This window comes from Treponema brennaborense DSM 12168 (assembly GCF_000212415.1).
GTDB classification, from domain to species: domain Bacteria; phylum Spirochaetota; class Spirochaetia; order Treponematales; family Treponemataceae; genus Treponema_F; species Treponema_F brennaborense.
In genome coordinates, this window is sequence record NC_015500.1 from 2,989,596 (window position 1) to 3,013,284 (window position 23,689).

Consider the following 23,689-nt stretch of genomic DNA (forward strand, 5'->3'; position numbering starts at 1 on the left):
GCCGCGTTCCCTGCAGTTTGCCGTGCACGCGGCAGTTTGCGTGCACGCGGCAGCTTGCGTGCACGCTGCGATTTAGGAGTACGTATGTTGTTTATTTTCGATATGGGCGGAGTCGTTACCGACAACGTCGTCGTCATTCCCCGCATTGCCGAAAAACTCGGTATTACCGAAAGCGATTTTTACCGCTTTGCAAAACAAAGCGCGCTGCCTGAAACGATCGCGGCGGCAAAGCGCGGCCCGAACCCGTACGCGGAGGGCGGTCTTGCAGATTTGCAGCGCGGAACGCTCGACGAAGCGCAGTTCTGGTATAACTTTGAAAAGGTGTCCGGAATCGCCGTGCCGTGCGACTACTGGCGCTTTTATTTTCAGCCGGAAAAGATAGCGGGTACGTACCAGCTGATAGAAGCGCTGCGCAAAAAGTATCGGGTCGTCGCCGGCACCAATACGATTCGCTGCCATTACGACGTGCACAACGAACGCGGCGATTACGCCTGTTTCGATAAAGTTTACGCGTCGCACCTGATGGGAATTATCAAACCGGACGCGGAATTCTGGCACTTTATCCTCGAAATGGAACGCACGCCGCCTGAACAGACGGTGTTTTTCGACGATAACGAAGACAACGTACGGGCAGCGCTGAAACTCGGCATTCAGGCGCATCTGTTTACTTCAAGCGACGAAGCCGCCAGCGCGGTGCGGGAATGGCTGTAAGGAAACCGCCGGCGGCCCGGATGCTCCGGCTCTGCCTTCTGCTTTGCGTAATCGCGGCGACTACCGCGTGCGCAAAACGGGAACGGCAGGCGGAATCCAACGTTCCGAAATCATCCGCAGCGGAAGCGGAACTGGTCATTTATTCTCCGCATTATACTGATAAAACCGAATTCATCATCCGCGAATTCCGCCAGCGAACCGGCATTACCGTCGAATTGGTGTATCAGGGAACGACCGAACTGCTTGAGCGGCTCGCACATGAACGGGAATCGGGCGTACACACGGCCGACGTCTTCTGGGGCGGCGGCATCGAGTCGCTTGAAGCAAACACGGCGCTGTTCGCTCCGTACCGAAGCAGTCAACTCGACGCCATAAATCCCGCCTATTGCGATCCGGAACAGTACTGGACGGGATTTTCGGTCATGACGATGGTTCTCGTGTACAACACGGATTTGGTTCCCGCCGATAAGATTCCGCGGACGTGGCGGGATCTGCTCGATCCGTTTTTTGCGCACCGCATCATCATGCCCGACCCGATGCGATCGGGTTCCGCGTACAGCATTCTCAACGCGATTCTCTCATCCGAACGGGACGGCGGAGACGAATGGGTTCTGCTTCGGGAACTGAAAAACGCCGCCGGTACCGGCGGGCTCGCCGCCGCGTCGTCGCAGGTACACAGTGCGGTCGCCACCGGCGAATATTTTGCAGGGCTTACCGCGGAAGACGCCGCGCTGCCGGAAACGGCGGCAGGTCAGCCGCTCGCGATCGTGTATCCCGCAGACGGAACTATCGCCGTTCCCGACGGCGTCGCGCTCGTCAAAGACGCGCCACACGCGGAAAACGCAAAACGGTTTATCGATTTCGTGCTCGGCCCGGACGTGCAGCAGCTCGTGCCCGTCCGCTGGTACCGGCGCAGCGTCAGAAACGACATACCGCTGCCCGCCGGCGCCGAATCGTTCTCAAAGCTGCGCATTCTGCCTTACGACGTGTTCGCCGCCGCGCGCAGCCGCGAACGGATACTGCAAACCTGGCAGGCGTTTCCGCCGCAGTCGGCACGGGAACCGTAAACGCGCGCCCTGAACGGGAATACCGCGCGTGCACCGAAACGCGCGCCCTGAACCTACCGGCGCTCCTGAAACTCTTTCGGCGTCAAACCGGTCAGCCGCTTAAAAATCTGACTGAAATACCGCGCGTCGCCGTAGCCGACCATATCCGCCACTTCGTAAATTTTCGCATTCGCATCCTGCAGCAATTCGGCGGCCTTTTTTATTCTGAAAAACGTCAAATAATCTACGAACGTATATCCCGTTTCGCTTTTAAAACTCCGGCTCAGATGTCCGGCGGAAATGCCCAACGTTTCGGCCGCCTGCTCGATCGTGATTCCGCCGATATATCGGGTGCGTATCAGCTCGATAGCTTTTTCCACGTTCCGCGCGGAAACCGATTCACGCCCGCCCAGCTCGTATTCTTTAAATAACATCAGCATACTTTCCGATTTACCGCCGTCGCCGGAAACGCCCGCACCGGACTGTCCTTTCCGAGCCGTAATCCGTCCGATGACGCGTCGGACGGCCGCGGCGAGTTCGTCGTCGTCCACCGGTTTCAAAAGATATTCCTGAACGCCTTCGCGCATCGCCTTCCGGGCGTACTCGAAATCGCCGTATCCGGACAGAATGATGAATTCGGCCGACACCGATCCGGCGGTTACCGCGCAGATTTCCGAAATGATGCTTATCATTTCAAGTCCGTCGAGTTCCGGCATTCGGATATCGGTTATCACGATGTCCGGCTGCAGCTCGTTAAACCGCGCGATACCTTCTTTGCCGGTGGCGGCTTCTCCCGCGCACACGCAGCCCAACTCTTCCCATCGGGTCAGCAGCACCAGATCGCGGCGCACGATCGGTTCGTCTTCAACTATCAATACTTTTATCATAACGACCTGCCGAACGGAATGCGGACGGTAACGACGGTACCGCATTCCCGTTTTGAATCTACGGTCAGTCCGTACCGATCGCCGTACAGCAGTTTCAGACGGCGATGCGTGTTTACGAGCGCGATGCCGTTCGAGTCCGTCATCGCGTTCCCGGCGGCGGCGGGAACGGGCGTGTCGGCTGAAACAGGCGCGTCTGCAACATGCGCGTCGGCGAAAAACTGCGGGCGGCCGATTTCCGCTGTTTCGGCTAAAATGATTTGAAGCGCGGCAAGGCGCTCTTCGCTCATGCCCCGGCCGTCATCCCGTATTTCTATGACAATATCGGACTGCTGCGGAAACCGAACGCCGATTTCCACGGAAGCCGTAATCCGGAGCGTTCCCGCTCCGTTTTTTTCTTCAAGACCGTGGATCAGCGCGTTTTCCACCAACGGCTGAATGACGAGCCGCGGCACCGCGCAGGCGGTAACCCGCGGATCTACCGACTCTTCAAGCGAAAACCGCCCGTCCCAACGATACGCTTCAATCTCGAAATAATTGCGCGCCATTTCCAGTTCTTTTTCGAGTGGAGCGAAATTTTCTTCCGGCGTAAACTCGTACCGGAGGATTTTCCCCAAAGCGGTGACCATGTTCGCCACTTTATGCGCGCCCGCCAGTTTCGCCGTCGATTTGATGGAATTGAGCGTATTGTACAGAAAATGCGGATTGATCTGCGCCTGTAGCGTTTTCACTTCCGCTATGCGCAGCCGCTTTTGCTGTTCCACGATGTCGTCGACCTGCCGCCCGATCCGGCCGACCATCCGGTTGAAACACCGGATCAGAAACGACATTTCGTCTGTCTGCGACGCGTCGGCATACGGCTCTTCACACCTGACGGAAAGATCTCCCGATTCGGCTTTTCGCATTGCGCGCGCGAGCGCCTCCACCGGCCGGGTGATCGATCGGGAAAACAGAACCGCCGCAAAAAACGAAATGCCCGCGGTCAGAAAAGCAATCAGCAGTGCGACGGAGCGCAAATCGCGCACGAACTGCACCGTACCGATTTCCGGCTGCCCGCCGTACACCGACAGCCCGGAAAGCGGCGAACGCGCAACGTGCGTCGCAGCCGTTTCAGTCCCAAAATCCGGCACCGGATCGAAGAACGCGCTTTCCGTTTCAGGCGAAAAGTGGCTGTACAGCACGCACCGATTTTTGTCGTATAAAAGCAGCGTGTCGAGCGCCCCTTGAAGCCCGGCAATCTGCGTAATCCGCGACGCAAAGCCTTTGCGCAGAATATCCACGATCACGAATCCGGTTACGCCGGCGGGAAATCCGTCCTGCGCGCGTGATAACGCGGCAGCCGGAGCGGCGGTTCCGTACACCGGCACGATAACGGCGGCCACCGTTTGGTTGCCGCTGTCCGGATGCGGCTGCCCGAACAGCACGTACGGACTGCAACCGTCCGTACGGTTCAGTTCGGAACGCGCCGCGTTGAAAACACCCCAGCCGCCGTACGACGCGAGTTCGTACTGTGCGGGAATCGTTTTTTTGGAAAGAACGGGGCGCCCGTCGGCAGGTATCACGTATATCTGAAAATCGTCGTCTTCGGCGTAAAGCCGCGTCTCCTGAAAAATGTCCGAAACGAGCAGGCTCTGAGCCACCGGCGAAGCCGCGTCCCCGTTCGCGCAGTAGCCGATAACCGCGGCGGAAGCGGATAAATGTTCCGCAGTGCGAATCGCCGTCTGCACAAAGCTGTCCGCCACGAGCCGTACCGATTCAACCGATTCGGCGGCGCGCCGGTAATTGTTTTTTTCTATGACGTGTTCGACCGCTCCGGTAAACACGACCGAAAGCAAAAACAGCGGCGCCATACCGCACAACACGAACGCCGATAAGATACGCCAAAAGAAGGAAAACCGCGGCAATTTCATACGTTCAGTATATCATAAATTCCGCCGATTTTGCGGCTTTCCGTTTATTCTTTTGTATCCCGGTTGACTTTATTTTTTTAAGCCGGTATGATTTTCCTGCTCAATAGTCCGAAACCGGACTATATTGACAGAGGTGTGAATGAATCGGTACGGTATTGAGGATTTCAGAAAAATCGACAAGGAAATCGAGTCGGTCTACAACGGATTTATCCGCGAAAGTGGCATTTCGCTTTCAGAATTCTGGATTCTGCTGATGTTTCACGAGGGAATTGCCTCGCAGAATGAGATTGCGCGCGAACTTTTTTTGAGCAAGCAAACGGTCAATTCGGCGTGCGCAAAACTCGTTGAGCGCGGTCTGATTACGCTCGCACCGGCAAAAGACGACAGGCGAAGCCGGCTGATTGCGCTCACGGAAAAAGGGCGGACTTTTATGGAAACGTACATCGGTACGGTTGACCAGGCGGAGGAATCCGTTTGGAATGATTTTTTGCCGGAGGAGCAGGCGGCGGTGGTGGAGCTGCTGCAAAAATACTGCTCGCTTTTAAAAAAATATACGGCACAATAAAACGAGAAATAGTTAAAAACGGCGCACTTGCGCGGCCGAAACGCAATCCTCGGAAGCCGAAGCTTTCTGCGATGTGCAATTTTTAAGGATTTTTTATATGACAATTCAACTTTCAGAACATTTCACCTACCGAAAGCTGTTCCGGTTTGTGTTTTCTTCCATACTGATGATGGTTTTTACGTCCCTGTACAGCATTGTGGACGGATTTTTTGTTTCGCGCTTTGTAGGCAAAACGCCGTTTGCGGCAATCAATCTGCTTATGCCGATTATTATGGGCGTCAGCACGGTCGGTTTTATGCTCGGAACGGGCGGCAGCGCGATTGTTTCCATGACGCTCGGTCAGAAAAAAAAGGATTTGGCGGACAAATATTTTTCGATGATTGTATACGCGGGAATCATTCTGGGGATTATATGTGCGTTTGTCGGCAGCGCCGTTATCCGTCCCGTCGCACGGCTTTTGGGAGCGGAAGGCGAGCTGCTTGAGGACTGCGTCATGTACGGAAAAATTATTTTTGCGTTCATTCCGCTGTATATGCTTCAGGTAATGTTCCAGAGTTTTTTCGTTGCCGCGGAAAAGCCGTCCTACAGTTTAAAGGTGAGCGTGGCGGCGGGGCTTACAAATATGGTGCTCGACTACGTTTTTATCGTCATTCTAAAGAAGGGGCTTGCCGGTGCTGCTGTTGCGACTGTCATCGGCTACGGCATCGGCGGAATTACGCCGCTTGTGTATTTTGCGCGGCGGAACAATTCAAGTCCGCTTCGCCTTACAAAAACAAAATGGTACGGACAAATTTTTGCAAAATCCTGCACGAACGGCTCGTCGGAAATGGTTTCAAATCTTTCGACTTCGATTGTGGGAACGCTGTACAATATGCAGCTTATGAAATATGCCGGAGAGAACGGCGTTGCGGCGTACGGCGTCATGATGTACGTCGGGTTTATTTTTGCCGCGATTTTTATCGGCTATTCAATCGGAAGCAGCCCGATTGTAAGCTACCATTACGGAGCGGAAAATTCCGGCGAACTGAAGAATATGTACCGCAAAGGGCTTTCGCTCATGGTTCTGGGCGGAATTGTGATGGTTTTTGCGGCGGAACTGTTTGCGCGTCCGCTTGTTCAAATATTTACCGGCTACGACAGCGAGCTTACGCAGATGACGATGTTCGGCTTCAGGATTTTTATACTGAGTTATCTTTTTGCCGGAATAAATATCTGGGGCTCAAGTTTTTTCACCGCGCTCAACGACGGTCTCGTTTCAGCGGCGATTTCGTTTTTGCGGACGCTCGTTTTTCAGGTTGCAACGGTGCTGATTCTGCCGATTCTGTTCGGGCTGAACGGAATCTGGTTTGCAATCATCATTGCGGATTTGCTTGCGGCGACGGTAACAATTACATTCCTTTTGACGAAGCGGAAAAAATACGGGTACTAGGCGCAGCAGCAGAAAAAAGGCGGCCGGTACCGTGCAATTCGTACTGTATTTGTTTCTTTTCCCCTCGGAAAAAAATATCCGCTGGAACTGATTATCGCCGGGAGCGATTCTGCCGATTCCTGAGCCACGCGGTGGCCAGCGCTGAAATTGCGCAAAAACAGTCAGATCGGTTAGATGTGGAACGGAATAATCCGCAAAAATATAATCGGCTTGCTTCCGGAAGGATGATTCTCTGCCGGAAAAGGAGAAGTAAAAGTGGACATTAAAAAAATTACAAGGAACGGCGCTGAATGCGCTGTCATAGACAGCAATGAAACGGTTATTACCGACGCACAGTCCGCACTGGACGTGCTTGTAAGCGCGGAATACGGCGCGGGAACAAAAAATATCGCCATCGATAAAAAGCTTGTGGCGGAAGATTTTTTTATCCTGAGCACGGGAATCGCCGGCGAAATATTGCAGAAGTACATCAATTACGGCGCACGCATAGCCGTTTACGGCGATTTTTCGCACTATACGAGCAAGCCGCTGAAAGACTTCATATACGAATGCAACACCGGAAACGACGTCTTTTTTACCGAAACGCGGGAAGAAGCAATTGACATGCTGACCCGGTGACGCTCAAACTCGGCTGCGAGACGGTACGGCTGCAAGAGTCGCAGGTGTACAGTCTCGCGGGTCAGCTGGAAACCGACCTGCTCTTAACGCCCTCATTCACAATCAGCGGAAAGCAGAACCCGAACCGTAAATTTACAAGTTTTTGAGCCACACGGCGAACAGATCGGCCCACACGGCGCATTCAGGCTGCACGGCGCTGCCGTCGGGGGCGGACGTTTCCGCCGTCGCGAGTCCTATACCGTGAACACCGCGCCGAAACAAATGATATTCGAGCGAAACGCCCGCCGTGCGGAGTGCGGCGGCGAACCGCAAACTGTTTTCGGGCGGAACGCACGTATCGGTGTCGGTGTGCCACATAAACACCGGCGGAACCGCGCCCGTTACGAGCGTTTCAAGGCTGACGTCCGCCGCGGTGAATTCGGCCGTACCGCCGAGCACGTTCCGAATCGAACCCGTATGCGCAAATTCGCCTGCCGTAATAACCGGATACGACAGCAGCAGCCCGTCCGGCCTCACTTCGTCCGCTCCGTACGGCAAATATTTTCCGATAAGCGGCGCATTCCAATACACGCCCAGAGAAGCGGCCAAATGTCCGCCCGCGGAAAATCCTCCGACAATGATCCGTTTTTCATCAACGTGCCACAGCGCCGCGTGAGTCCGCACAAAGCGAACCGCCTCGCACAAGTCCAGCAGCGCCGCCGGAAAATCCATCGGAGCAAGACTGTACCACACCACGACGGCATGAAAACCGGCCGCGTTCATTTTTATCGCAACGGCCTCCGCTTCCCGGTTGGACAGATGTTCGTATCCGCCGCCCGGACAGATCACCACGAGCGGGCGTTTGCGCTCCGCATCAATTTCGTCATAATTATCAAGAATATACGTCGTCATATACGGCAGAGCCGACCCGCGCTTTACCCCTTTATCGGTGTACTGCACGGGCAGCGGTATGTTTTCATGAATCATAAGAACCTCCGGCGGTATTGTAAAAAACTGCGCGGCCGCCGTCAAGGGCACGGCTGCCGGCAAAAGCCGCATGAAACGCCGCCGAGAACGGAGACCGACGGCAGCAAATAACGGCTGCCGGCAAAAGCTGCGCAAACCTTTCCGTGCACATTGTACTGATTCCCGTTTTCAGGTAGTATACAAGCGTTATGCAAATACATTTCAAAGCCCTGCTCGGCGCCATTTCGGACGCGCTCGATTACGTCGAAGGCAGTTTATTCGGCGCGGTAAAAAATCACGCGAAACGGGTTGCTTATATAAGTGCCGTTATGGGAAAAAAAGCCGGAACCGAACCGGATCACATCACCTGTCTCGCGGCCTGCGCACTGCTGCACGACAACGCGCTTACCGAATACATCCGTGCGGAACAAAACGCGGGCTTCGACGTTTTACAAAATCCCGAATACACGAAACTTGCCGAACACTGCGTACTCGGAGAAAAAAACATTTCCGTCCTGCCGTTTTATTCGCACATACGGAACGTCATTCTGTATCATCACGAGCGGGCCGACGGGAAAGGCCCGTTCGCCAAAAGCCCCGCGGACGTTCCCCTGTTCGCACGGATTATCCATCTGGCGGATATGGTGGATATCGGCTTCAATCCGCAAAAAAATCTGCCCGACAAAAAAGAAACGCTGATCGAATATATACGCAACGCGACGGGAACGCAATTCGACCGGGACACCGCGGGACTGTTTTTGGATTGTCTTGAGGAATACGATCTGCTCGCACAGCTTGCAGCGCACGACGCGGGGCAGCTGCTGGCGGATTCGTTCACGGATACGGTCGGCGAATACGGGCTCAATGAAGTCATTGGCATGGCGGATATATTCGCCAAAATTATCGACTACAAATCGTCGTTCACGTGCGCGCATTCGACGGGCATTGCAAGCAAAGCGTACCGAATGGCGCAGTTTTACCGCTGGGATACCGACAAACAGGCCGCTTACTATCTTGCCGGCGCCCTGCACGATATAGGCAAACTGGCGATCGATACGGCGATCCTGGAAAAGCCCGGCGCGCTGACACCGCAGGAATTTACGGAAATGAAACGGCACGCCTCCATTACGAGGGAAATTCTGCATCAGGTTCCGGGATTTGAAGACATCACCCGCTGGGCGGCAAATCACCACGAAAAACTCGACGGCACCGGCTACCCGCTCGGCCTGAGCGCAAAAGACCTGAGCAAAGAAGAACGACTCATGGCCTGTATCGACATGTATCAGGCGCTCCGAGAATCGCGCCCGTATAAAGCGGAGTTTCCCCATGCCGAAGCGATCCGCATCCTTTCTCAGCACGCGCAGGACGGAAAACTCGACGCGGATATCATTGCAGATATCGACGCCTGCTTCGGCGCGAAAAGCTGAACGGCGGCAGCCGCTGCGGACAGCGCATCGCCGGAAGCAGCAGAGCGTTGCAGGGTACGGGAACGCCCTCCCGCTAAAAGTTTTCCACAAGCTGTCCACAAGCGTTTCCGTTGCTTGTAGCAAACGGGTATTTGCAGTATACTTCCTGAGGATTCAATTACATTCATATCAAGGATTTATATATGCCGAACACGAAACCGGCAGCATCCGCTGCTCCCCGCTGGAATCTTTCTTCAATATATACGGATTTTGCTCACGACGACTACGCGCAGGCCCTTGCAGCGTATGAAAAAGGCCTCGACACGCTCGACGAGCTGCTTTCCCGGGCCGAAACAGCCCCGAAAATCACGAAAAATGCGGAAAAGACTTCGGATACGGAGGAAACCGGCGCATTTGAGTTTTTTCCGTGGCTGGCAGAGTTTTTAACCGAGTCGAACACCGTCGGCGCACTGGAAGAATCGCTGAACGCGTACGCGTACGCTTCGTATTCGACCGACACGACGAACACGGTTTTTTTGAACAACCTGTCCAAACTGGAAGAAATCGGGCTGCGCTCGTCGCAGCAGGCGCTGAGTTTTCAACAAATTTTAACAAGCCGTGCACATGAACTCACACAGTTTTTCACAAGTTATCCACAATACGAAGCGTACCGTTTCATATTTCAGGAAGAACTGTCCGACGCGGCGCACCGCATGAGCCGGGCTGAAGAAAATCTTGCCGACGATCTCGAACGTACCGGAGCCGCCGCCTGGGGAAGACTGCACGAGCAAATCATTTCAAACTTGTCCGATCCCGTCAGCGGCAAAACGTTCAACGAAATCCGCAACGACGCGTACAGCGGCAGCCGCGACGTCCGGCGCGCCGCCTGGCAGACGGAAATCAAACTGCTGCAAAGTATGCAGATTCCGATTGCCGCCGCGCTCAACAATCTGAAAGGAACCACGGTTACGCTCAACCGGCGCCGCGGCTGGGAACAGGCGCTGGACCGTTCGCTCGCCGCCGCCCGAATGAGCCGCGCCACGCTCGACGCACTTATCGGCGCCATAGAAGATTCCCTTCCGCTGTGGCGCCGCTATCTGAAAGAAAAAAAGCGGCTGCTCCGCCCAGCGGAAATCGCCGCGGTGAAACCCTCCGCCGAAGAAAGCGGCTGCGCGTTTTACGATCTGTTCGCGCCGCTCGCTCCGCCTGAAGGCGCCAAAACCGAATGCGCCGATTCCGTACGGATGGAAGGATGGACGTTCGATCAGGCGCGCGCATATATTATAGAAAGATTCGATTCGTTTTCCGCCGATATGGGTGATTTTGCCCGCACCGCTTTTGCCGAAGGCTGGATAGACGCGGAAGTCCGCAAAGGCAAAGTCGGCGGCGCGTACTGCATCGATTTTCCCGCGCACGGCGTGTCGCGCGTACTCTCGAATTTCACCGGTACGTTTTCCGACGTTACAACGCTCGCACACGAACTGGGACACGCGTATCATCATCACTGCATCACCGGAACCGACTACGCGCTTACGCACTACCCCATGACGCTCGCCGAAACCGCCAGCATCTTTGCCGAAACCATCGTCATGAACGATATGATCGGCCGTGCGGCGGGATTCGACAAGATCCGCCTGACGGAACTGCATCTGCAGGACAGCTGTCAGGTTTTGGTAGACATTTTGTGTCGGTTTTACTTCGAGCGTTCCGTGTTTGAAGAACGCGCGAACGGCGAGCTTTCGGCAGAAGACTTCTGCCGGCTCATGGCGGCCGCGCAGGAAAAATCGTACGGCTCCGGCCTTTCAGACGAGCGCCATGAATATATGTGGGCGGTTAAAACGCATTATTACAGTCCCGACCTGGATTTTTATAATTTTCCGTACGCATTCGGACTGCTGTTCGCACTCGGTCTGTATGCCCGATACGAAAAGGAAGGAAAACCGTTCGCCCGAACGTACCGAACGCTGCTGCGCCAAACGGGCAGTCTTTCCTGTGAAGACGTCTGCCGGAACGCCGGATTCGACATTCAATCCAAAGAATTCTGGGCGCAGGGAATTAAAACGTTTGAAACGGAACTCGCGCTGCTCGTCTCGTACGAGCCGGCCGCACGTTCTTCATAGAAAAGGAATCGTATGAAACTGGTTATTTCAAAACAGACGGTAACGCTGCCGCTCGTGTTCATCGCCGTATTTTACGGAACGGCGTTCGCGTTGTTTTTTGCGAAAGGGGATCCGTTTTTTCTGTTCAACTTCATGTATATCGGAACGACGCTCGCCGCGGGATTTTTTCTGACAGGCGCGCTTCCGGCCGAAAAAAAAGACACGGGACGCAAACTGACGCAGCTGTTCGTCGGGTTGTATTTGCTGTGCTACGTCGGCATATTCCTCAAAGAAGATCTGCAGATTGAAGGATTTTGGTTTTACCTGTTTTCGGGAGTATTCGCCGGAGCGACTATCCATTACTTCGTCGCAAAAATTGCCGGTCCGTTCATTTTCGGCCGCGGTTGGTGCGGCTGGGCGTGCTGGTCTGCGATGGTGTTCGACCTGCTGCCGTGGAAAGAACCCGCCGGCGGAAAGCGCAAACCGTTCGGCTTTTTCAGATACATCCACTGCGTCGGCATCGCGGCGGTCGCCGCGTTCCTGTACTTCGGGACGACGTTCGGCAAGACGTTCTATGAGAATCCGCACTTGGAACTGCGCTGGCTGCTCGCCGGAAACGCCGTGTACTATCTGACGGGAATTATGCTCGCCGCAATTCTGAAAGACAACCGGGCTTTCTGCAAATACGTGTGCCCCGTTCCCGTTTTTCAAAAAGCCGGAAACGCCTGTTCACTGCTCAAAATAACCATCGATCCCGAAAAATGCATCGGCTGCAAAAAATGCGAACGCTCGTGTCCGATGCAGGTGCCGATCCTGACGTATAAAACGGGAAACATGCGCGTCGGTTCCACCGAATGCATCGCGTGCCTCAAATGCACTCACGTGTGTTCCCGAAACGCGCTGTCGTACGCGTTCAAGGCGAAAAGCAAATCGGGACGATCCGTATGACGGAACTGCGGGAACCGATATTCGACGGGCGGCATTCCCGTACCGAACGACTTATCGGAGCGGAAGCACTGGAGCGCATCAAATCGGCTAAGGTCGCCGTCGTCGGGCTCGGCGGCGTCGGTTCCTTCGCAGCCGAATCGCTCGCCCGCGCCGGAATCGAACGATTCGTGCTCCTTGACAGCGACTGCGTTACGGAAAGCAACATCAACCGCCAAAACATCGCGTTATATTCTACGGTCGGAAAGCTCAAAACGGACGTCCTTCGCCGCCGGATTCTCGACATCAATCCCGGCGCGGATATCACCGTTTATCCGATATTCTACGGCAAAGACACGGCGCGCGACGTCGATTTTTCCGGCTGCTCATATATCGCCGACGCCATCGACAACGTTACCGGTAAGTTGCTGCTCGTCGAAACCGCCGCGCGCCTCGATATTCCGCTCATCAGCGCAATGGGTGCGGGCAACAAGCTCGACCCGTCCCGATTCGAAATTGCCGACATTTACGATACGTCCGTCTGCCCGCTCGCACGCGTTATGCGCCGCGAACTGAAAAAACGCGGCGTTCCGGCACTGACCGTTGTCTATTCAAAAGAACCGCCGTACGCTGCGACATTCGATACGGCAACGGCAGCCGCTCAAACGGCAGCCTCCGCCGATACCGCGGCTTCCGGGGAATCGCCGGATATCCGGGTACTGCGGGAAATCACGGGTAACCCGCCGATAAGCCGGACTCCGCAAAAAAACACAGGTAACCCGCCGCCCCGGCTTGCATCTTCGCCCGGCTCGTATCGGAAACCCGTTCCCGCGAGCATTTCGTTCGTACCTGCAGCCGCCGGTTTACTCATGGCATCCCGCATCATTACGGACATCGCCAGCCTGTAATCCTCCCGCCGACGAAACGCAGAACGACGAGCACAAGCCTCCCCAATCAGCCGAATAAAAAAATCAGCCGATTCTTGCCTGAAAAATCTGCCGATGCAGCCAATCCGAGGCAAATTCGCTTCATTTTCTCCCATAATATATATGCCGATTGAGCGGTAAGTCGCGAACACATTCAATGTGACTTTATACGCTGAAATACGGGTTGCAGGATACGCAACTATTCGCTGAGCCGCGACGGCGCTTTCGGCCAACGCTGCCCGGTTGCCAGAACTCGCGGATTATTTGTTAAGCCGCGCCGGTTATCGTAATTTCCGCTCGGAGCGGCTTTATACAGGAGAGACCATGAACGCAGATTTTCCCCGCTGGGAAGACGTTACCATCACCAACGACTTCTTCTTCGCCTACTCGATGCTTCACGACACCGAACTGTGCCGCCTCCTTCTGCGCACCCTGCTCAAACTGGACGCAAAAGAAATCACCTACGTCAACACTCAGGAAACCCTCGCCGCCGCACCCGGCTCCAAAAGCGTCCGCCTCGACGTGCTGCTCGAAACCACCGGTGAAATCGTCAACGTCGAAATGCAGACGACCTCCGAGCCGAACCTGTTCAAGCGAATCCGCTATTACCAAAGTTCCATCGACATCGGCACCGCACAGCGCGGCGCCGATTACGACGACCTGAAAAAGCTGTACGTCCTGTTCATCTGCACGAAGGATCCGTTCGGCGAGGGTCTGCCGCGCTACACGCTCAGGACCGTCTGCGACGAGCACACTGCGCTCGACGTCCGGGACGAACGGTTTGCCGTCGTCTATAATGCCTCCGCGTATGAAAACGAGCTTGATTCGGAAACGGCGGCCATGTTACACTACATAGCGGAAGGCGGAACGGACACGGAGACGGCGAAGAGCTTTGCCGAGCGGGTGTTCAAACTGAAAACCGACGGTGCCGCCAAGGGGGTGTTCATGAAGTACGAGATAGAAATCAAACGCATCCGTAAGGAAGGCTTTGCCGAGGGCGAATCCCTCGGTTTTGCAGCAGGCGAATCGAGCGGCATAGAGAAAGGCAGAATCAGCGGTATCGTGGAAGGTAAATCCGAAGAAAAATACGCTACGGCTGGGAACCTCTTATCTATGGGAGTGCTTACGCCGGAGCAGATCGCCGCTGCAACGGAATTACCGCTGGAAACCGTGCAGGAACTTGCTTACCAAAAGAGATAAAAGCCGCAGCTTTTACGAACTCTGCGTCCGTTTTCTAAACCCAGTGGCAGCAGGTTAATCTATTTATTCATGCAGTCAGAGAGTATTCTGCATTATTTTACGGTATAGATTCGCCATACGGGACACAGCCGTATCCACGGAAAATAATTTCGCCCGTTCCGCCCAGAAACCACCCCGCGTACTTTTGAGAAAATCATATATGTCGCACAGGGATTTCTGCTGGAAGCCCGGTTTTTCGGAAACTCCGGCAAGAATCGCATAACGCGTCATTTATTCCCCAAATTCTGTTATAAAAACATATGTTAATAACAGTATAATGTTATCTTTTATTAATGTATCACAGTTTAATGAAATAATCAAACACAAAATAACAGTATTTTGATATTTTTAAGGAACCATGGACTTCAGGTCGAGATTAAGAGAGGAAATTATATTTTCAGGATTATCAAATAAAGAGGTGGCGGCGAAAGCCGGAATAACGAAACGCGCCTTAGACAGCTACGTAAGCAGTCAAGCCTGTATGCCTTCCGCCGATGTAGCTGTCCGTCTGGCACTGGTACTGAATACAAGCGTCGAATATCTTGTCACCGGTGAAACATTCCAGATTCAAACTGCCGGATCAAAAGAAAATATCCGTAAACTGCTGCATATTTTTTCATCTCTTCCGGAAAAACAAAAGAACCTTCTCCTGGTTATTGCAGATGATATCCAGCAGTACCTGTCATAAAAAGTGAATACCCACACACCTCCCGGCGTCGCAACGAAGAGTGCATATTCAAACGCAAAGGTTTGACGCAGGCGGAACTCGCAGCGGAACTGAACGTAACGGATAAAGCTGTTTCAAAATGGGAACGCGATCTTTCTTATCCCGATACGGCGGCAATTCCGGCACATGTACAAGTGCCGGATATACAGCTCGAAGAATTACTGTCCGGCAGGAGCGCGGTACGGTGCAAAACGGATCTTTTTAACTCGTCTGCTTTGCCGTCAGTTTTGCGATGGGCGTCGCGGTGTTTATTCCAACCGCGCACCGCGTTACCGATTCCGCACGCCCAGCAGCGCCGCACCGATAACGCCGGCTTTATCCTGCAAAGTCGCGGCGCAGATGATCGGAACGCGGCCTTTGGGATTTTTCAGACATTCGGACTGAACCAGAGCGCGCACCGGCTCGAGCAAATATTCGCCTTCGCGGCTTACGCCGCCGGCAATCGAAATCATATCGGGCTGGAAAATATTCACGATATTCGTAACGCACGCCGCGAGAACGCGCACGTACGAGGCGACGACGGCGCAGGCCGTTTCGTCTCCCTGCTTCGCTGCCGAAAACGCGGAGGCGCCGTTCACCGCGGAAATATCACCGTTCACCAGCCGCCATAGGAGACTCCGCCCGTCCGCACGCATGGCTTCTTTCGTACTTGTAATGAGTCCCGTTGCTGAAGCGTACACGTCCATGCAGCCTTTCCTTCCGCACGAACAGGGGCGGCCGTCGAGCACGACGACGGTATGCCCTAATTCACCGCCGACGCCGTTCGCACCGCGGTATATATTTTTGTCCAGAATAACGCCGCTGCCGATTCCGGTACCGATCGTGAGCGCAATAAAATCATTCGTATTTTTTGCCGCGCCGGCAAGAAATTCACCGTAAGCGGCGGCGTTCGCATCGTTTTCCAAAATTACGCGCACACCGAGTTTCCGCGACAGATACGAACCGAGCGGAACGTTTTTGAATCCCAGATTCACCGCGTCGATAACAACGCCGTCCGCTGCGGAAACCACGCCCGGACTGCCGACTCCCACATAAGCGAAATCGGACGGAGATATTCCCGCCTTTTCAACCGCATCGAGAACCGTCCGCGCAACGTCGTCCAAAATGGCGTCGTACGGGCGCGGACAGGAAGTGAGACGCTTCGCCTGCGCTATGACAGCGTACGAATCGTCAAGAACGGCGGCGGTCATGTTCGTTCCGCCTAAATCGACACCGACGTAATTCATGGTTTAAAAGTATACGCGCCCGTATTTTGAAAGTCAAGCGCCGGGTAATGCGAATATCGCCGATCACGCGCGAATCGGAATCGCCCCATTGACAGCGACCGCATGTGTCTGTATGGTAAAAATCTGTATGGTGAAAAAATGAACGATTACATTCTTGAAGTATGCGTAGATTCGGTAGAGTCTGCGTTGGCCGCAACGGAAGGCGGCGCGACGCGACTGGAATTATGTTCCGCGCTCATCGTCGGCGGCGTTACGCCTTCTGCGTGCCTGTTTGAAGCCGTACGCGGCGCGACGCGGCTGCCCGTGCGAGTGCTTATCCGGCCGCGCTTCGGTGATTTTTGTTATTCGGTTCACGAATTCGAAATCATCCGGAACGAAGTCGCTTTATACCGAAAACTCGGCGCGGACGGCGTTGTTATCGGCTGTCTGCAGCCGGACGGCGCGCTCGATACGCCGCGGCTTCGGATTTTGAAAGAAACGGCGGGAGCGCTTCCGATTACGTTGCACCGCGCGTTCGACATGTGCCGGAATCCGTTTGAAACGCTGGAGCAAGCCGAACGGCTGGGAATCGATACCGTGCTTACTTCAGGACAAAAACAGAACTGTACGCAGGGTTCCGCCCTGCTTGCGGACCTGAATAAACGTTTCGGATCGGACATAACGATTATGGCCGGCGGCGGAGTTTCGGCAGACGGCATACGGAAATTGTACGAGACAACCGGCATCACGGCGTTTCACCTGTCCGGAAAAACGACGGTCAAAAGCGCCATGACCTACCGCAATCCCGCCGTCCGCATGGGACTGGAAAGCATCAGCGAATACGGCATACTGCTGACCGACATGCGTCGGATACGGGCCGCGGCGGACGTTCTGCGCGGACTGTAGTCTGAACGGCGCGGATGTAATGGGCGTTCCGGCGACCGACCGCACCCGTTACGCGGATTCGGCTGCCAACCGTTCGGCAAAACGCCGCGCCGAATCGTCGGCGCAATTTTTCATGCGAACGATCGTGTATGCGTGCCTTTCCGCCAAACCTTCAACGTGAAACCGTTCAAGCGCGGGATCAGCGCGTACTATCGAATCATAACCGAAACTGATCCCTGCACCGCGCGCAACCAGCGCCGCGATGACCGACACGCTGTTGATGCTGTTTACCGAGCGGAACTGCTCGAGCGAACAGTTGTTCATCGTCAGAAACTGCTCGAAGATGTCGCGGCTGCCCGAACCGGGTTCGCGAATCAAAAGCCGTTCGGCAAAAAGGGCGTCCGGCAAAACTCGCCGCCCGGCAAAAGGATGCCGAACGGAGCAGAATCCGGTGAAAGACTCTGTTTTGTACGGGTACGTTTCATACAAAGATTTATTGAAAAATCCTTCAATCAGGGCAAGATCAAGCGCGCCGCCGTCTATCGCGTTCAGTAAATTAAGCGTATTGTCGATCCGCACGCTGAAGCGCGCGCTTTCCAAATGCCGTTCAAGCAGCCGCGGCAATTCGTATTCGCCGATCGTTTTGGTTGCGCCGATTCTAATCAGCGGCAGCTCGTCCGGCAAAAGGCGCATTCCGTCTTCCATGATCCGCACGTTTCGCGTCAGCTGCAGGGCGAACCGTTCAAGCGTCTCGGCCTTCGGCGTTTTGAAAAGCTGTTTGCCCCTGTGTTCAAACAGTTTACAGTTGAATTCCCGTTCAAGATACTGAATATGCTGACTCACGGCCGGCTGAGTTACGTGAACTTCTTCCGCCGCTTTCGTATAGTTCAGCGTCCGGCACACGGCGAGAAAGGTTTTCAGCCTGAAATCTATCATAAATATTCCTTATATAATAATAAAAATATATAACTTTACCTTATCTTAAAAACATGATATGTTCAACTCATGAAAACTGAAAACACACTGCGCGGCAATGCGTTATTTTTTACGGCGATCGTATGCGTCGCGGGACTCGCCCTCGCGTCATCATTTCTTGCAAATCTGATACCGTACCATCTGATTTCAGCCGGCGTCTTTGCGATGCTTGCGGGAATGGCCATTCATCCGCTGCTGGCCGGAATCGGACTGACGGGCCGCGGCAACGGTTTTGAACACGGCGTTCAATTCGTTTCAAAACGGATCCTGAAAGCAGGAATTATCCTGATGTGATTTACGCTGAGCTTTTCACAGGTACTGCTCGTCGGCAAATTTTCGCTCATCGTGATGTCGTTCACGCTGATAGCGGCATTCGGCTTCGGCAATCTGTTCGGCAGACTGTTCAAAATGAACTGGAAACTTTCCAACCTCATTTCCGCCGGAACCGGTATCTGCGGAGGCTCGGCCATCGCGGCTATCGCGCCGGTCATTGAAGCGGACGACGGCGACATCGCTTACGCGATTTCCGCAACGTTTCTGTTCGACATCGTTATGGTTATCGCGTTTCCCCTCATGGGCCGATTTTTCGGGATGACCGACATGGGATACGGATTATGGGCGGGAACGGCCGTGAACGACACGTCTTCTGTCGTTGCAGCCGGATACGCGTTTTCCGAAGCCGCCGGAAACTTTGCAACCATCGTAAAACTGACCAGAACGCTTTCCATCGTACCGATCGTACTGCTGTTCGGATATATAAACGGGCGGATAAGCGGACGGAACGCCCCGCAGTCCGCGTCGGAAAAAAACGCGGGTTCGGCAGCCGCCGATAAATCCGCTGCCAAACGTACGGCTAAATCCGTTACCGATTCCGTTACCAAAATATTTCCCTGGTTTATCCTTGCCTTTTTGGGCTTCGTGGCACTGCGCAGTGCCGCAGAAGCGTGCAGTCCGCGCTTTTTGAGTGCGGAACTTATCGAATCGGTTGCGGACGGTGCGGCGAAACTGAGTAAATTCGCGTTCGTCATGGCGCTCGGCGCGATCGGCCTCAAAACGTCGTTCGGAAAAGTCGCAAAAAGCGGTCCCAAACCAATGCTGCACGGATTTATCATTTCGCTGCTCGTCGTGGTAGTATCGTTCATCGTTCAGGCATTTTTGGGACAGATGTAAGAAAAAAGAGCTGCCGGCAGCGCACGCACGCACCGGCAGCCCTCAAAGGAGATGCTGTTTTTACATATTTATACGAGTAAGTCAGAGGTCAAGACGCCGTTCATTTCCGACGGAGCGCCGGCGTCCCGATAGGAGTTACCGCTGAACACGTCCGGAAGCGTTACCGGCGGCGAGTTTTTCAACTTCGTCTACGGTAACCATATTGTAATCGCCTTCAATCGTATGTTTCAGGCACGAAGCGGCGACGGCGAATTCGACCGCATCCTGCGTGGATTTACCTTCGAGCAGCGCGTAAATCAGACCGCCGCCGAACGAATCACCGCCGCCGACGCGGTCGACGATGTGCATGTGATATTCCTTGCTGAAGCAGTAATCCGTGCCGTCGAACAGAAGCGCCGCCCAATCGTTGTCGTTTGCGGAAATGGAAGTACGCAGCGTGATCGCCACTTTTTCAAAACCGAACGTGTCGGCAAGCTGTTTCGCAACGCTTTTATAACCTTCCTTGTCGAGTTTTCCGCCGTAAATATCGGAGTTCGCGGCTTCAATGCCGAACACGTCTTTTGCGTCTTCTTCGTTTGAAATACACACGTCCACGTATTTGCACAGTTCAGTCATAGCCGTGCGCGCCTGTTCGCGCGTCCATAATTTTCCGCGATAGTTCAAATCGCAGGAAATCTTTACGCCCGCTTTTTTGGCGGCTTTGCACGCTTCAAGGCAGACGTTTACCATATTTTGGCCGAGCGCCGGCGTGATTCCGGTAAAATGAAACCATTCGGCACCTTTGAAAATTTCTTCCCAGTTGAAATCGGCGGAGGAAGCTTCCTGAATCGCCGAATGCGCGCGATCGTAAATGCACACGCTGCCGCGCTGCGACGCGCCTTTTTCAAGATAATAAATACCGACGCGGTCTCCGCCGCGCGCAATGTGAGCCGTATTCACGCCGTATCTGCGCAGACTGTTTACCGCCGACTGACCGATCGCATGTTTAGGCAGCTTCGTAACGAAACACGCATCGTAACCGTAGTTTGCCAGCGATACGGCTACGTTCGCTTCACCGCCGCCGAACGTAGCGCCGAACGAATCGACCTGCTGAAAACGATAATATCCCTGCGGGGCAAGGCGCAGCATCAGTTCACCGAATGTAACAACCTTCTTCATATATGTCTCCCATAAAAATACCGCGTGAGCGGCGCGGCACTGACGTATGCGTATCAGGCCTTCTGTAATTTTATCATAACTCAAAAAATACGCTTCGTCAATACAAAAATGAAACTATATTTCATTTTTAGAAAAACGCGATACGGCACCCCGCAATACGGCAAACCTCTATACTGCAAACCGCGCAGCGGCGTATTTCGCCGAACGGAATGCAGCCTGTGCGGCGCACTGCACACGAGGAGGCGCGGCGCACAGAAAGACTCTGCACGTCGCGGCGCGGCCGATTCCGTCACCCGTAAACGAACGGTTCGGAAGGACCTTCTATCCGAACGTTTTCAAAGAGCGCTCCCGGCGCATTTAAAACCCGAAAACTTTTTTCCGCCACTTCGGGCAATCCGTAAAACATATCCGAGTTCATCGGCGACTCGGGCGACCGTTCGTCCGTCCGAAACACGCAGTCTTTTATGACCAGATTGCCGACCGGCGATTCGGGGAGTCCCGCGATAAATCCCGCCGACGCCTTGCAGCCTGAAGCACGGACTCCGGTAATTTCCACATCGTGCACGTGCGGAGTCGAATCGGTAACCGGCTGCGCGTCGAGCGAAAACAGCGGACTTTTAGGATCGGTTTCACCGCATTTATAGTACATGTTGATCGCAATCGGACACAGATTATCTTCCATAACCAGATTACGCAGTTTGACGTCGTATATTTCACCGCCGCGTCCCCGACGCGATTTTATTCTGACTCCGCGATCGGTTCCGGGAAACCGGCAGTTTTCCGCAAGTACATGCCGAATGCCGGCGGCAGTCTCACTGCCGATGACCATACCGCCGTGCGCGTCGCGCACCGTGCAGCCGCGCACCGTTACGTTTCGCGTCGGCCTGTTGACGCGAATACCGTCCTCGCCGGAACCGGATTTGAGCGCGATGCCGTCGTCGCCGACGCTCACTTCGCAGTCGACAATCTGCACGTTCGTGCACGAATCTATGTCGATACCGTCGGTGTTCGGCGCGTCTTTGGGATTCTGTATCGTTATGCCGCGAACGAGCAGATTGTCGCAGTATACCGGATGTACCGTCCAAAACGGTGAATTTTCGAGTGTTACCTGTTCCAGCCGGACGTTCGTACAATTATAAAACTGAACGAGCGCCGGCCGCAGAAACTGCACTTCACGACCGCCGCCGCCGCCGGGCTGCGACCGATATCCGGGATTCAGCGCCGCAAGTTTGCATTCTATCGGCGACTTGGGGCCTCCCTGATCCGCCTTCTGCCAGCGCAAATCCCACCACGTATCGCCGGAGCCGTCTATAACACCCTTGCCCGTTACCGTTACGGAGTCGGAATCGGCACAGTACAGGCACGCCTGCATCGCGTAACATTCCACGCCTTCCCAGCGCGTATACACCGGCGGATACAATTCCGGATCGGGAATAAAACGGAGAACGGCACCTTCTGCAAGATGCAGCGTCATTTTGGCACATAATCTGATCGGCCCGGTCTTCCAGATTCCCGCGGGAACGGTCAGCGTGCCGCCCCCCGCTTCGTGCAGTACCGACACCGCTTCTGCAAACGCGGCGGCGTTATTGTATATTCCATCGGCTTTCGCACCGAAATTTTTCAAATTCAATTCACACACTATGTTACTCCTGCATTGCACAACAATCACATCTTTCCTATTTTCAGGCATAATCCTTCAGAAAACAAGAAATTAAATTGTACTATTTTTGGACTATTCCGACCGTACGGCAGACGCAAGCGGAGTGTCCTTTACGATCCGTTCGCAGTCGCGGTAAAAAAGCCCGTATTCGACCGCAGACAGCACGTATCCGGCTTTATGACGGAAGCGGACGTCCGCCGGTTTTATGCTGCCGTCGGGATACGCGATTTTTGTTCCGTATTCACGCCAGCCGGTGAGCGCCGTTCCGCGTTCGGGATAAACGGCACGACCGCCGTCGTCCGTCCAAAACGCCGCGTCGTACCCGCTGTCAACCGTGCAATTGATGAGCGCCACGCTGTCCCAGCGATCGGCGGATGCCGCCGAACCCGTGCCGCTTGTCCGGGCGATATACACCGGAGATGTCGGACGCGGATCGACCGAAAATTTACAGTTCAAAAACACGAAGCCGGGTTTTCCGGCAAGCGTGCGTGCCTGCAGTACGTATGCCGGAAGATCCTCGCCGCGATTGTCCTGCCGGGTGTGCAGCGTACATTCCTCGAATAACGTAAGATTGTTGTAGCCCCACACGTAATCGATGTCGCCGGTAACGTAGCAGCGGTAAAACCGGCTGAATCCTTTAACGTGGATCGTATCCTGACGGCTCATAAACTGCATGTTTTCCGCAACAAGCACGCCGTTCTGATTATGAAAACAGAACGCTTCCGCCTGATTGCCGAGTGCTTCATCCGGCGACGTTTTTACGTGCGTATTTTCAAGCGTAAAATTTTTCAGAGAAACGAACGTCGCCTTCGGCCCGACGGTAAAGAGCGCGCGGTTTTCCGTGTCTTTACGGAAGGCTTCACAATTTTCCGCCCGCACCGCGCACGCCGCGCTGCACGTCTGCGCTCCGTTCGGCCCATTCATGAAAAGCGAATTTGGTTCGTCGTAACGCAGGATTTCCCGATATTCGCCCGCCGCCAAATGCAGCGTGAACGGTTCGGACGCGGACGCACCGCCGCTACGACCGATACCGCCGTTGTACGCCGCAATATATGTAAACGCATTTTGAATACCGTATATCGTCAATTTATCCGCCGCCCGGAAAGGCATCGCCGCGGCGTTCTTTTCCGTAAGCGGAAAAACGTATAAGTCTATCATACGGTAAGTATACCTTTTTTGGAAACGGTACGCAGTGTACTGTTCCGTC

23 protein-coding genes are annotated in these 23,689 nt (G+C 54.4%); 14 read left to right on the forward strand and 9 right to left on the reverse strand.

Going from position 1 to position 23,689, the window contains the following annotated elements; translation table 11 throughout:
- The first annotated feature begins 84 nt into the window (after positions 1 to 84).
- Positions 85 to 711 (forward strand): HAD family hydrolase, encoded by a 627-nt coding sequence (locus tag TREBR_RS13015; RefSeq protein ID WP_013759636.1) that lies wholly within the window; start codon positions 85 to 87, stop codon positions 709 to 711.
- Positions 702 to 1,778 (forward strand): ABC transporter substrate-binding protein, encoded by a 1,077-nt coding sequence (locus TREBR_RS13020; protein WP_041610465.1) that lies wholly within the window; start codon positions 702 to 704, stop codon positions 1,776 to 1,778. The genes TREBR_RS13015 and TREBR_RS13020 overlap by 10 nt, the downstream gene beginning before the upstream one ends.
- Before the next feature lie 53 nt (positions 1,779 to 1,831).
- On the opposite strand, the gene TREBR_RS13025 is transcribed toward TREBR_RS13020, so the two are convergent.
- Together TREBR_RS13025 and TREBR_RS13030 are read right to left on the reverse strand one after the other, a co-directional pair.
- On the reverse strand, positions 1,832 to 2,644 hold the full coding sequence (locus TREBR_RS13025; protein WP_013759638.1) for a response regulator transcription factor: 813 nt from the start codon (positions 2,642 to 2,644) through the stop codon (positions 1,832 to 1,834).
- The gene (locus TREBR_RS13030) at positions 2,641 to 4,551 is read right to left on the reverse strand and encodes a sensor histidine kinase (RefSeq protein ID WP_013759639.1); all 1,911 of its coding nucleotides are present in this window, start codon (positions 4,549 to 4,551) and stop codon (positions 2,641 to 2,643) included. The genes TREBR_RS13025 and TREBR_RS13030 overlap by 4 nt, the downstream gene beginning before the upstream one ends.
- A gap of 139 nt (positions 4,552 to 4,690) precedes the next feature.
- Between TREBR_RS13030 and TREBR_RS13035 the strand changes: the two genes are divergently transcribed.
- The 3 genes from TREBR_RS13035 to TREBR_RS13045 all read left to right on the forward strand — a co-directional run bounded on the left by TREBR_RS13035 (position 4,691) and on the right by TREBR_RS13045 (position 7,163).
- Positions 4,691 to 5,116 (forward strand): MarR family winged helix-turn-helix transcriptional regulator, encoded by a 426-nt coding sequence (locus TREBR_RS13035; protein ID WP_013759640.1) that lies wholly within the window; start codon positions 4,691 to 4,693, stop codon positions 5,114 to 5,116.
- A gap of 97 nt (positions 5,117 to 5,213) precedes the next feature.
- On the forward strand, positions 5,214 to 6,545 hold the full coding sequence (locus TREBR_RS13040) for an MATE family efflux transporter (protein WP_013759641.1): 1,332 nt from the start codon (positions 5,214 to 5,216) through the stop codon (positions 6,543 to 6,545).
- A gap of 255 nt (positions 6,546 to 6,800) precedes the next feature.
- A complete protein-coding gene (locus TREBR_RS13045; protein WP_013759642.1) occupies positions 6,801 to 7,163 on the forward strand; it encodes a DUF4180 domain-containing protein in 363 nt (120 codons plus the stop codon).
- A gap of 132 nt (positions 7,164 to 7,295) precedes the next feature.
- On the opposite strand, the gene TREBR_RS13050 is transcribed toward TREBR_RS13045, so the two are convergent.
- Complete coding sequence (locus TREBR_RS13050) at positions 7,296 to 8,129, reverse strand: alpha/beta hydrolase (RefSeq protein WP_013759643.1); 834 nt, start codon at positions 8,127 to 8,129, stop codon at positions 7,296 to 7,298.
- 188 nt (positions 8,130 to 8,317) lie between these two features.
- Between TREBR_RS13050 and TREBR_RS13055 the strand changes: the two genes are divergently transcribed.
- The 5 genes from TREBR_RS13055 to TREBR_RS13965 all read left to right on the forward strand — a co-directional run bounded on the left by TREBR_RS13055 (position 8,318) and on the right by TREBR_RS13965 (position 14,663).
- Entirely contained in the window at positions 8,318 to 9,535 is a 1,218-nt protein-coding gene (locus TREBR_RS13055; protein ID WP_013759644.1) for an HD-GYP domain-containing protein, read from the forward strand.
- 182 nt (positions 9,536 to 9,717) lie between these two features.
- The gene (locus TREBR_RS13060; RefSeq protein WP_013759645.1) at positions 9,718 to 11,634 is read left to right on the forward strand and encodes a M3 family oligoendopeptidase; all 1,917 of its coding nucleotides are present in this window, start codon (positions 9,718 to 9,720) and stop codon (positions 11,632 to 11,634) included.
- Positions 11,635 to 11,646: 12 nt separating this feature from the next.
- Positions 11,647 to 12,561: a 4Fe-4S binding protein gene (locus TREBR_RS13065; RefSeq protein WP_013759646.1), complete on the forward strand. Its 915-nt coding sequence runs from the start codon at positions 11,647 to 11,649 to the stop codon at positions 12,559 to 12,561.
- Positions 12,558 to 13,445, forward strand: coding sequence for a tRNA threonylcarbamoyladenosine dehydratase (locus tag TREBR_RS13070; RefSeq protein ID WP_013759647.1), 888 nt, complete (start codon positions 12,558 to 12,560; stop codon positions 13,443 to 13,445). Before TREBR_RS13065 ends, TREBR_RS13070 begins: the two co-directional genes overlap by 4 nt.
- 342 nt (positions 13,446 to 13,787) lie before the next feature.
- Entirely contained in the window at positions 13,788 to 14,663 is an 876-nt protein-coding gene (locus TREBR_RS13965; protein ID WP_013759648.1) for an Rpn family recombination-promoting nuclease/putative transposase, read from the forward strand.
- Positions 14,664 to 14,738: 75 nt separating this feature from the next.
- On the opposite strand, the gene TREBR_RS13080 is transcribed toward TREBR_RS13965, so the two are convergent.
- Positions 14,739 to 14,933: a hypothetical protein gene (locus TREBR_RS13080; protein ID WP_013759649.1), complete on the reverse strand. Its 195-nt coding sequence runs from the start codon at positions 14,931 to 14,933 to the stop codon at positions 14,739 to 14,741.
- A 127-nt stretch (positions 14,934 to 15,060) separates the two neighbouring features.
- Between TREBR_RS13080 and TREBR_RS13970 the strand changes: the two genes are divergently transcribed.
- Complete coding sequence (locus tag TREBR_RS13970) at positions 15,061 to 15,390, forward strand: helix-turn-helix domain-containing protein (RefSeq protein ID WP_013759650.1); 330 nt, start codon at positions 15,061 to 15,063, stop codon at positions 15,388 to 15,390.
- Between the two features lie 308 nt (positions 15,391 to 15,698).
- On the opposite strand, the gene TREBR_RS13095 is transcribed toward TREBR_RS13970, so the two are convergent.
- On the reverse strand, positions 15,699 to 16,655 hold the full coding sequence (locus TREBR_RS13095) for an ROK family protein (protein ID WP_013759651.1): 957 nt from the start codon (positions 16,653 to 16,655) through the stop codon (positions 15,699 to 15,701).
- Between the two features lie 138 nt (positions 16,656 to 16,793).
- Between TREBR_RS13095 and TREBR_RS13100 the strand changes: the two genes are divergently transcribed.
- The gene (locus tag TREBR_RS13100; protein WP_041610934.1) at positions 16,794 to 17,540 is read left to right on the forward strand and encodes a copper homeostasis protein CutC; all 747 of its coding nucleotides are present in this window, start codon (positions 16,794 to 16,796) and stop codon (positions 17,538 to 17,540) included.
- A 48-nt stretch (positions 17,541 to 17,588) separates the two neighbouring features.
- Here the strand turns inward: TREBR_RS13100 and TREBR_RS13105 are convergent, their stop codons facing one another.
- A complete protein-coding gene (locus tag TREBR_RS13105; protein WP_013759653.1) occupies positions 17,589 to 18,455 on the reverse strand; it encodes a LysR family transcriptional regulator in 867 nt (288 codons plus the stop codon).
- A gap of 69 nt (positions 18,456 to 18,524) precedes the next feature.
- On the opposite strand from TREBR_RS13105, the gene TREBR_RS14570 reads away from it, so the two are divergent.
- Entirely contained in the window at positions 18,525 to 18,788 is a 264-nt protein-coding gene (locus tag TREBR_RS14570) for a putative sulfate exporter family transporter (protein WP_215904824.1), read from the forward strand.
- Between the two features lie 6 nt (positions 18,789 to 18,794).
- Complete coding sequence (locus tag TREBR_RS13110; RefSeq protein ID WP_215904853.1) at positions 18,795 to 19,664, forward strand: YeiH family protein; 870 nt, start codon at positions 18,795 to 18,797, stop codon at positions 19,662 to 19,664.
- 135 nt (positions 19,665 to 19,799) lie between these two features.
- Here TREBR_RS13110 and TREBR_RS13115 read toward each other — a convergent pair whose 3' ends face one another.
- The 3 genes from TREBR_RS13115 to TREBR_RS13130 form a co-directional block, all read right to left on the reverse strand.
- Positions 19,800 to 20,822 carry a sugar kinase gene (locus TREBR_RS13115; RefSeq protein ID WP_013759654.1) on the reverse strand — a complete coding sequence of 341 codons (1,023 nt, stop codon included), beginning with the start codon at positions 20,820 to 20,822 and terminating at the stop codon, positions 19,800 to 19,802.
- 289 nt (positions 20,823 to 21,111) lie between these two features.
- On the reverse strand, positions 21,112 to 22,461 hold the full coding sequence (locus tag TREBR_RS13125; protein ID WP_013759655.1) for a glycoside hydrolase family 28 protein: 1,350 nt from the start codon (positions 22,459 to 22,461) through the stop codon (positions 21,112 to 21,114).
- A gap of 93 nt (positions 22,462 to 22,554) precedes the next feature.
- Positions 22,555 to 23,640, reverse strand: coding sequence for a pectinesterase family protein (locus tag TREBR_RS13130; RefSeq protein WP_013759656.1), 1,086 nt, complete (start codon positions 23,638 to 23,640; stop codon positions 22,555 to 22,557).
- Positions 23,641 to 23,689: the final 49 nt, after the last annotated feature.

Excerpts from the sequence above, each read along its gene's own strand:
- TREBR_RS13015 (WP_013759636.1), top strand. The coding sequence starts at position 85 with ATGTTGTTTATTTTCGATATGGGCGGAGTCGTTACCGACAACGTCGTC.
- TREBR_RS13020 (WP_041610465.1), top strand. The coding sequence starts at position 702 with ATGGCTGTAAGGAAACCGCCGGCGGCCCGGATGCTCCGGCTCTGCCTT.
- TREBR_RS13025 (WP_013759638.1), bottom strand. The coding sequence starts at position 2,644 with ATGATAAAAGTATTGATAGTTGAAGACGAACCGATCGTGCGCCGCGAT.
- TREBR_RS13030 (WP_013759639.1), bottom strand. The coding sequence starts at position 4,551 with ATGAAATTGCCGCGGTTTTCCTTCTTTTGGCGTATCTTATCGGCGTTC.
- TREBR_RS13035 (WP_013759640.1), top strand. The coding sequence starts at position 4,691 with ATGAATCGGTACGGTATTGAGGATTTCAGAAAAATCGACAAGGAAATC.
- TREBR_RS13040 (WP_013759641.1), top strand. The coding sequence starts at position 5,214 with ATGACAATTCAACTTTCAGAACATTTCACCTACCGAAAGCTGTTCCGG.
- TREBR_RS13050 (WP_013759643.1), bottom strand. The coding sequence starts at position 8,129 with ATGATTCATGAAAACATACCGCTGCCCGTGCAGTACACCGATAAAGGG.
- TREBR_RS13055 (WP_013759644.1), top strand. The coding sequence starts at position 8,318 with ATGCAAATACATTTCAAAGCCCTGCTCGGCGCCATTTCGGACGCGCTC.
- TREBR_RS13060 (WP_013759645.1), top strand. The coding sequence starts at position 9,718 with ATGCCGAACACGAAACCGGCAGCATCCGCTGCTCCCCGCTGGAATCTT.
- TREBR_RS13065 (WP_013759646.1), top strand. The coding sequence starts at position 11,647 with ATGAAACTGGTTATTTCAAAACAGACGGTAACGCTGCCGCTCGTGTTC.
- TREBR_RS13070 (WP_013759647.1), top strand. The coding sequence starts at position 12,558 with ATGACGGAACTGCGGGAACCGATATTCGACGGGCGGCATTCCCGTACC.
- TREBR_RS13965 (WP_013759648.1), top strand. The coding sequence starts at position 13,788 with ATGAACGCAGATTTTCCCCGCTGGGAAGACGTTACCATCACCAACGAC.
- TREBR_RS13080 (WP_013759649.1), bottom strand. The coding sequence starts at position 14,933 with ATGACGCGTTATGCGATTCTTGCCGGAGTTTCCGAAAAACCGGGCTTC.
- TREBR_RS13970 (WP_013759650.1), top strand. The coding sequence starts at position 15,061 with ATGGACTTCAGGTCGAGATTAAGAGAGGAAATTATATTTTCAGGATTA.
- TREBR_RS13095 (WP_013759651.1), bottom strand. The coding sequence starts at position 16,655 with ATGAATTACGTCGGTGTCGATTTAGGCGGAACGAACATGACCGCCGCC.
- TREBR_RS13100 (WP_041610934.1), top strand. The coding sequence starts at position 16,794 with ATGAACGATTACATTCTTGAAGTATGCGTAGATTCGGTAGAGTCTGCG.
- TREBR_RS13105 (WP_013759653.1), bottom strand. The coding sequence starts at position 18,455 with ATGATAGATTTCAGGCTGAAAACCTTTCTCGCCGTGTGCCGGACGCTG.
- TREBR_RS14570 (WP_215904824.1), top strand. The coding sequence starts at position 18,525 with ATGAAAACTGAAAACACACTGCGCGGCAATGCGTTATTTTTTACGGCG.
- TREBR_RS13115 (WP_013759654.1), bottom strand. The coding sequence starts at position 20,822 with ATGAAGAAGGTTGTTACATTCGGTGAACTGATGCTGCGCCTTGCCCCG.
- TREBR_RS13130 (WP_013759656.1), bottom strand. The coding sequence starts at position 23,640 with ATGATAGACTTATACGTTTTTCCGCTTACGGAAAAGAACGCCGCGGCG.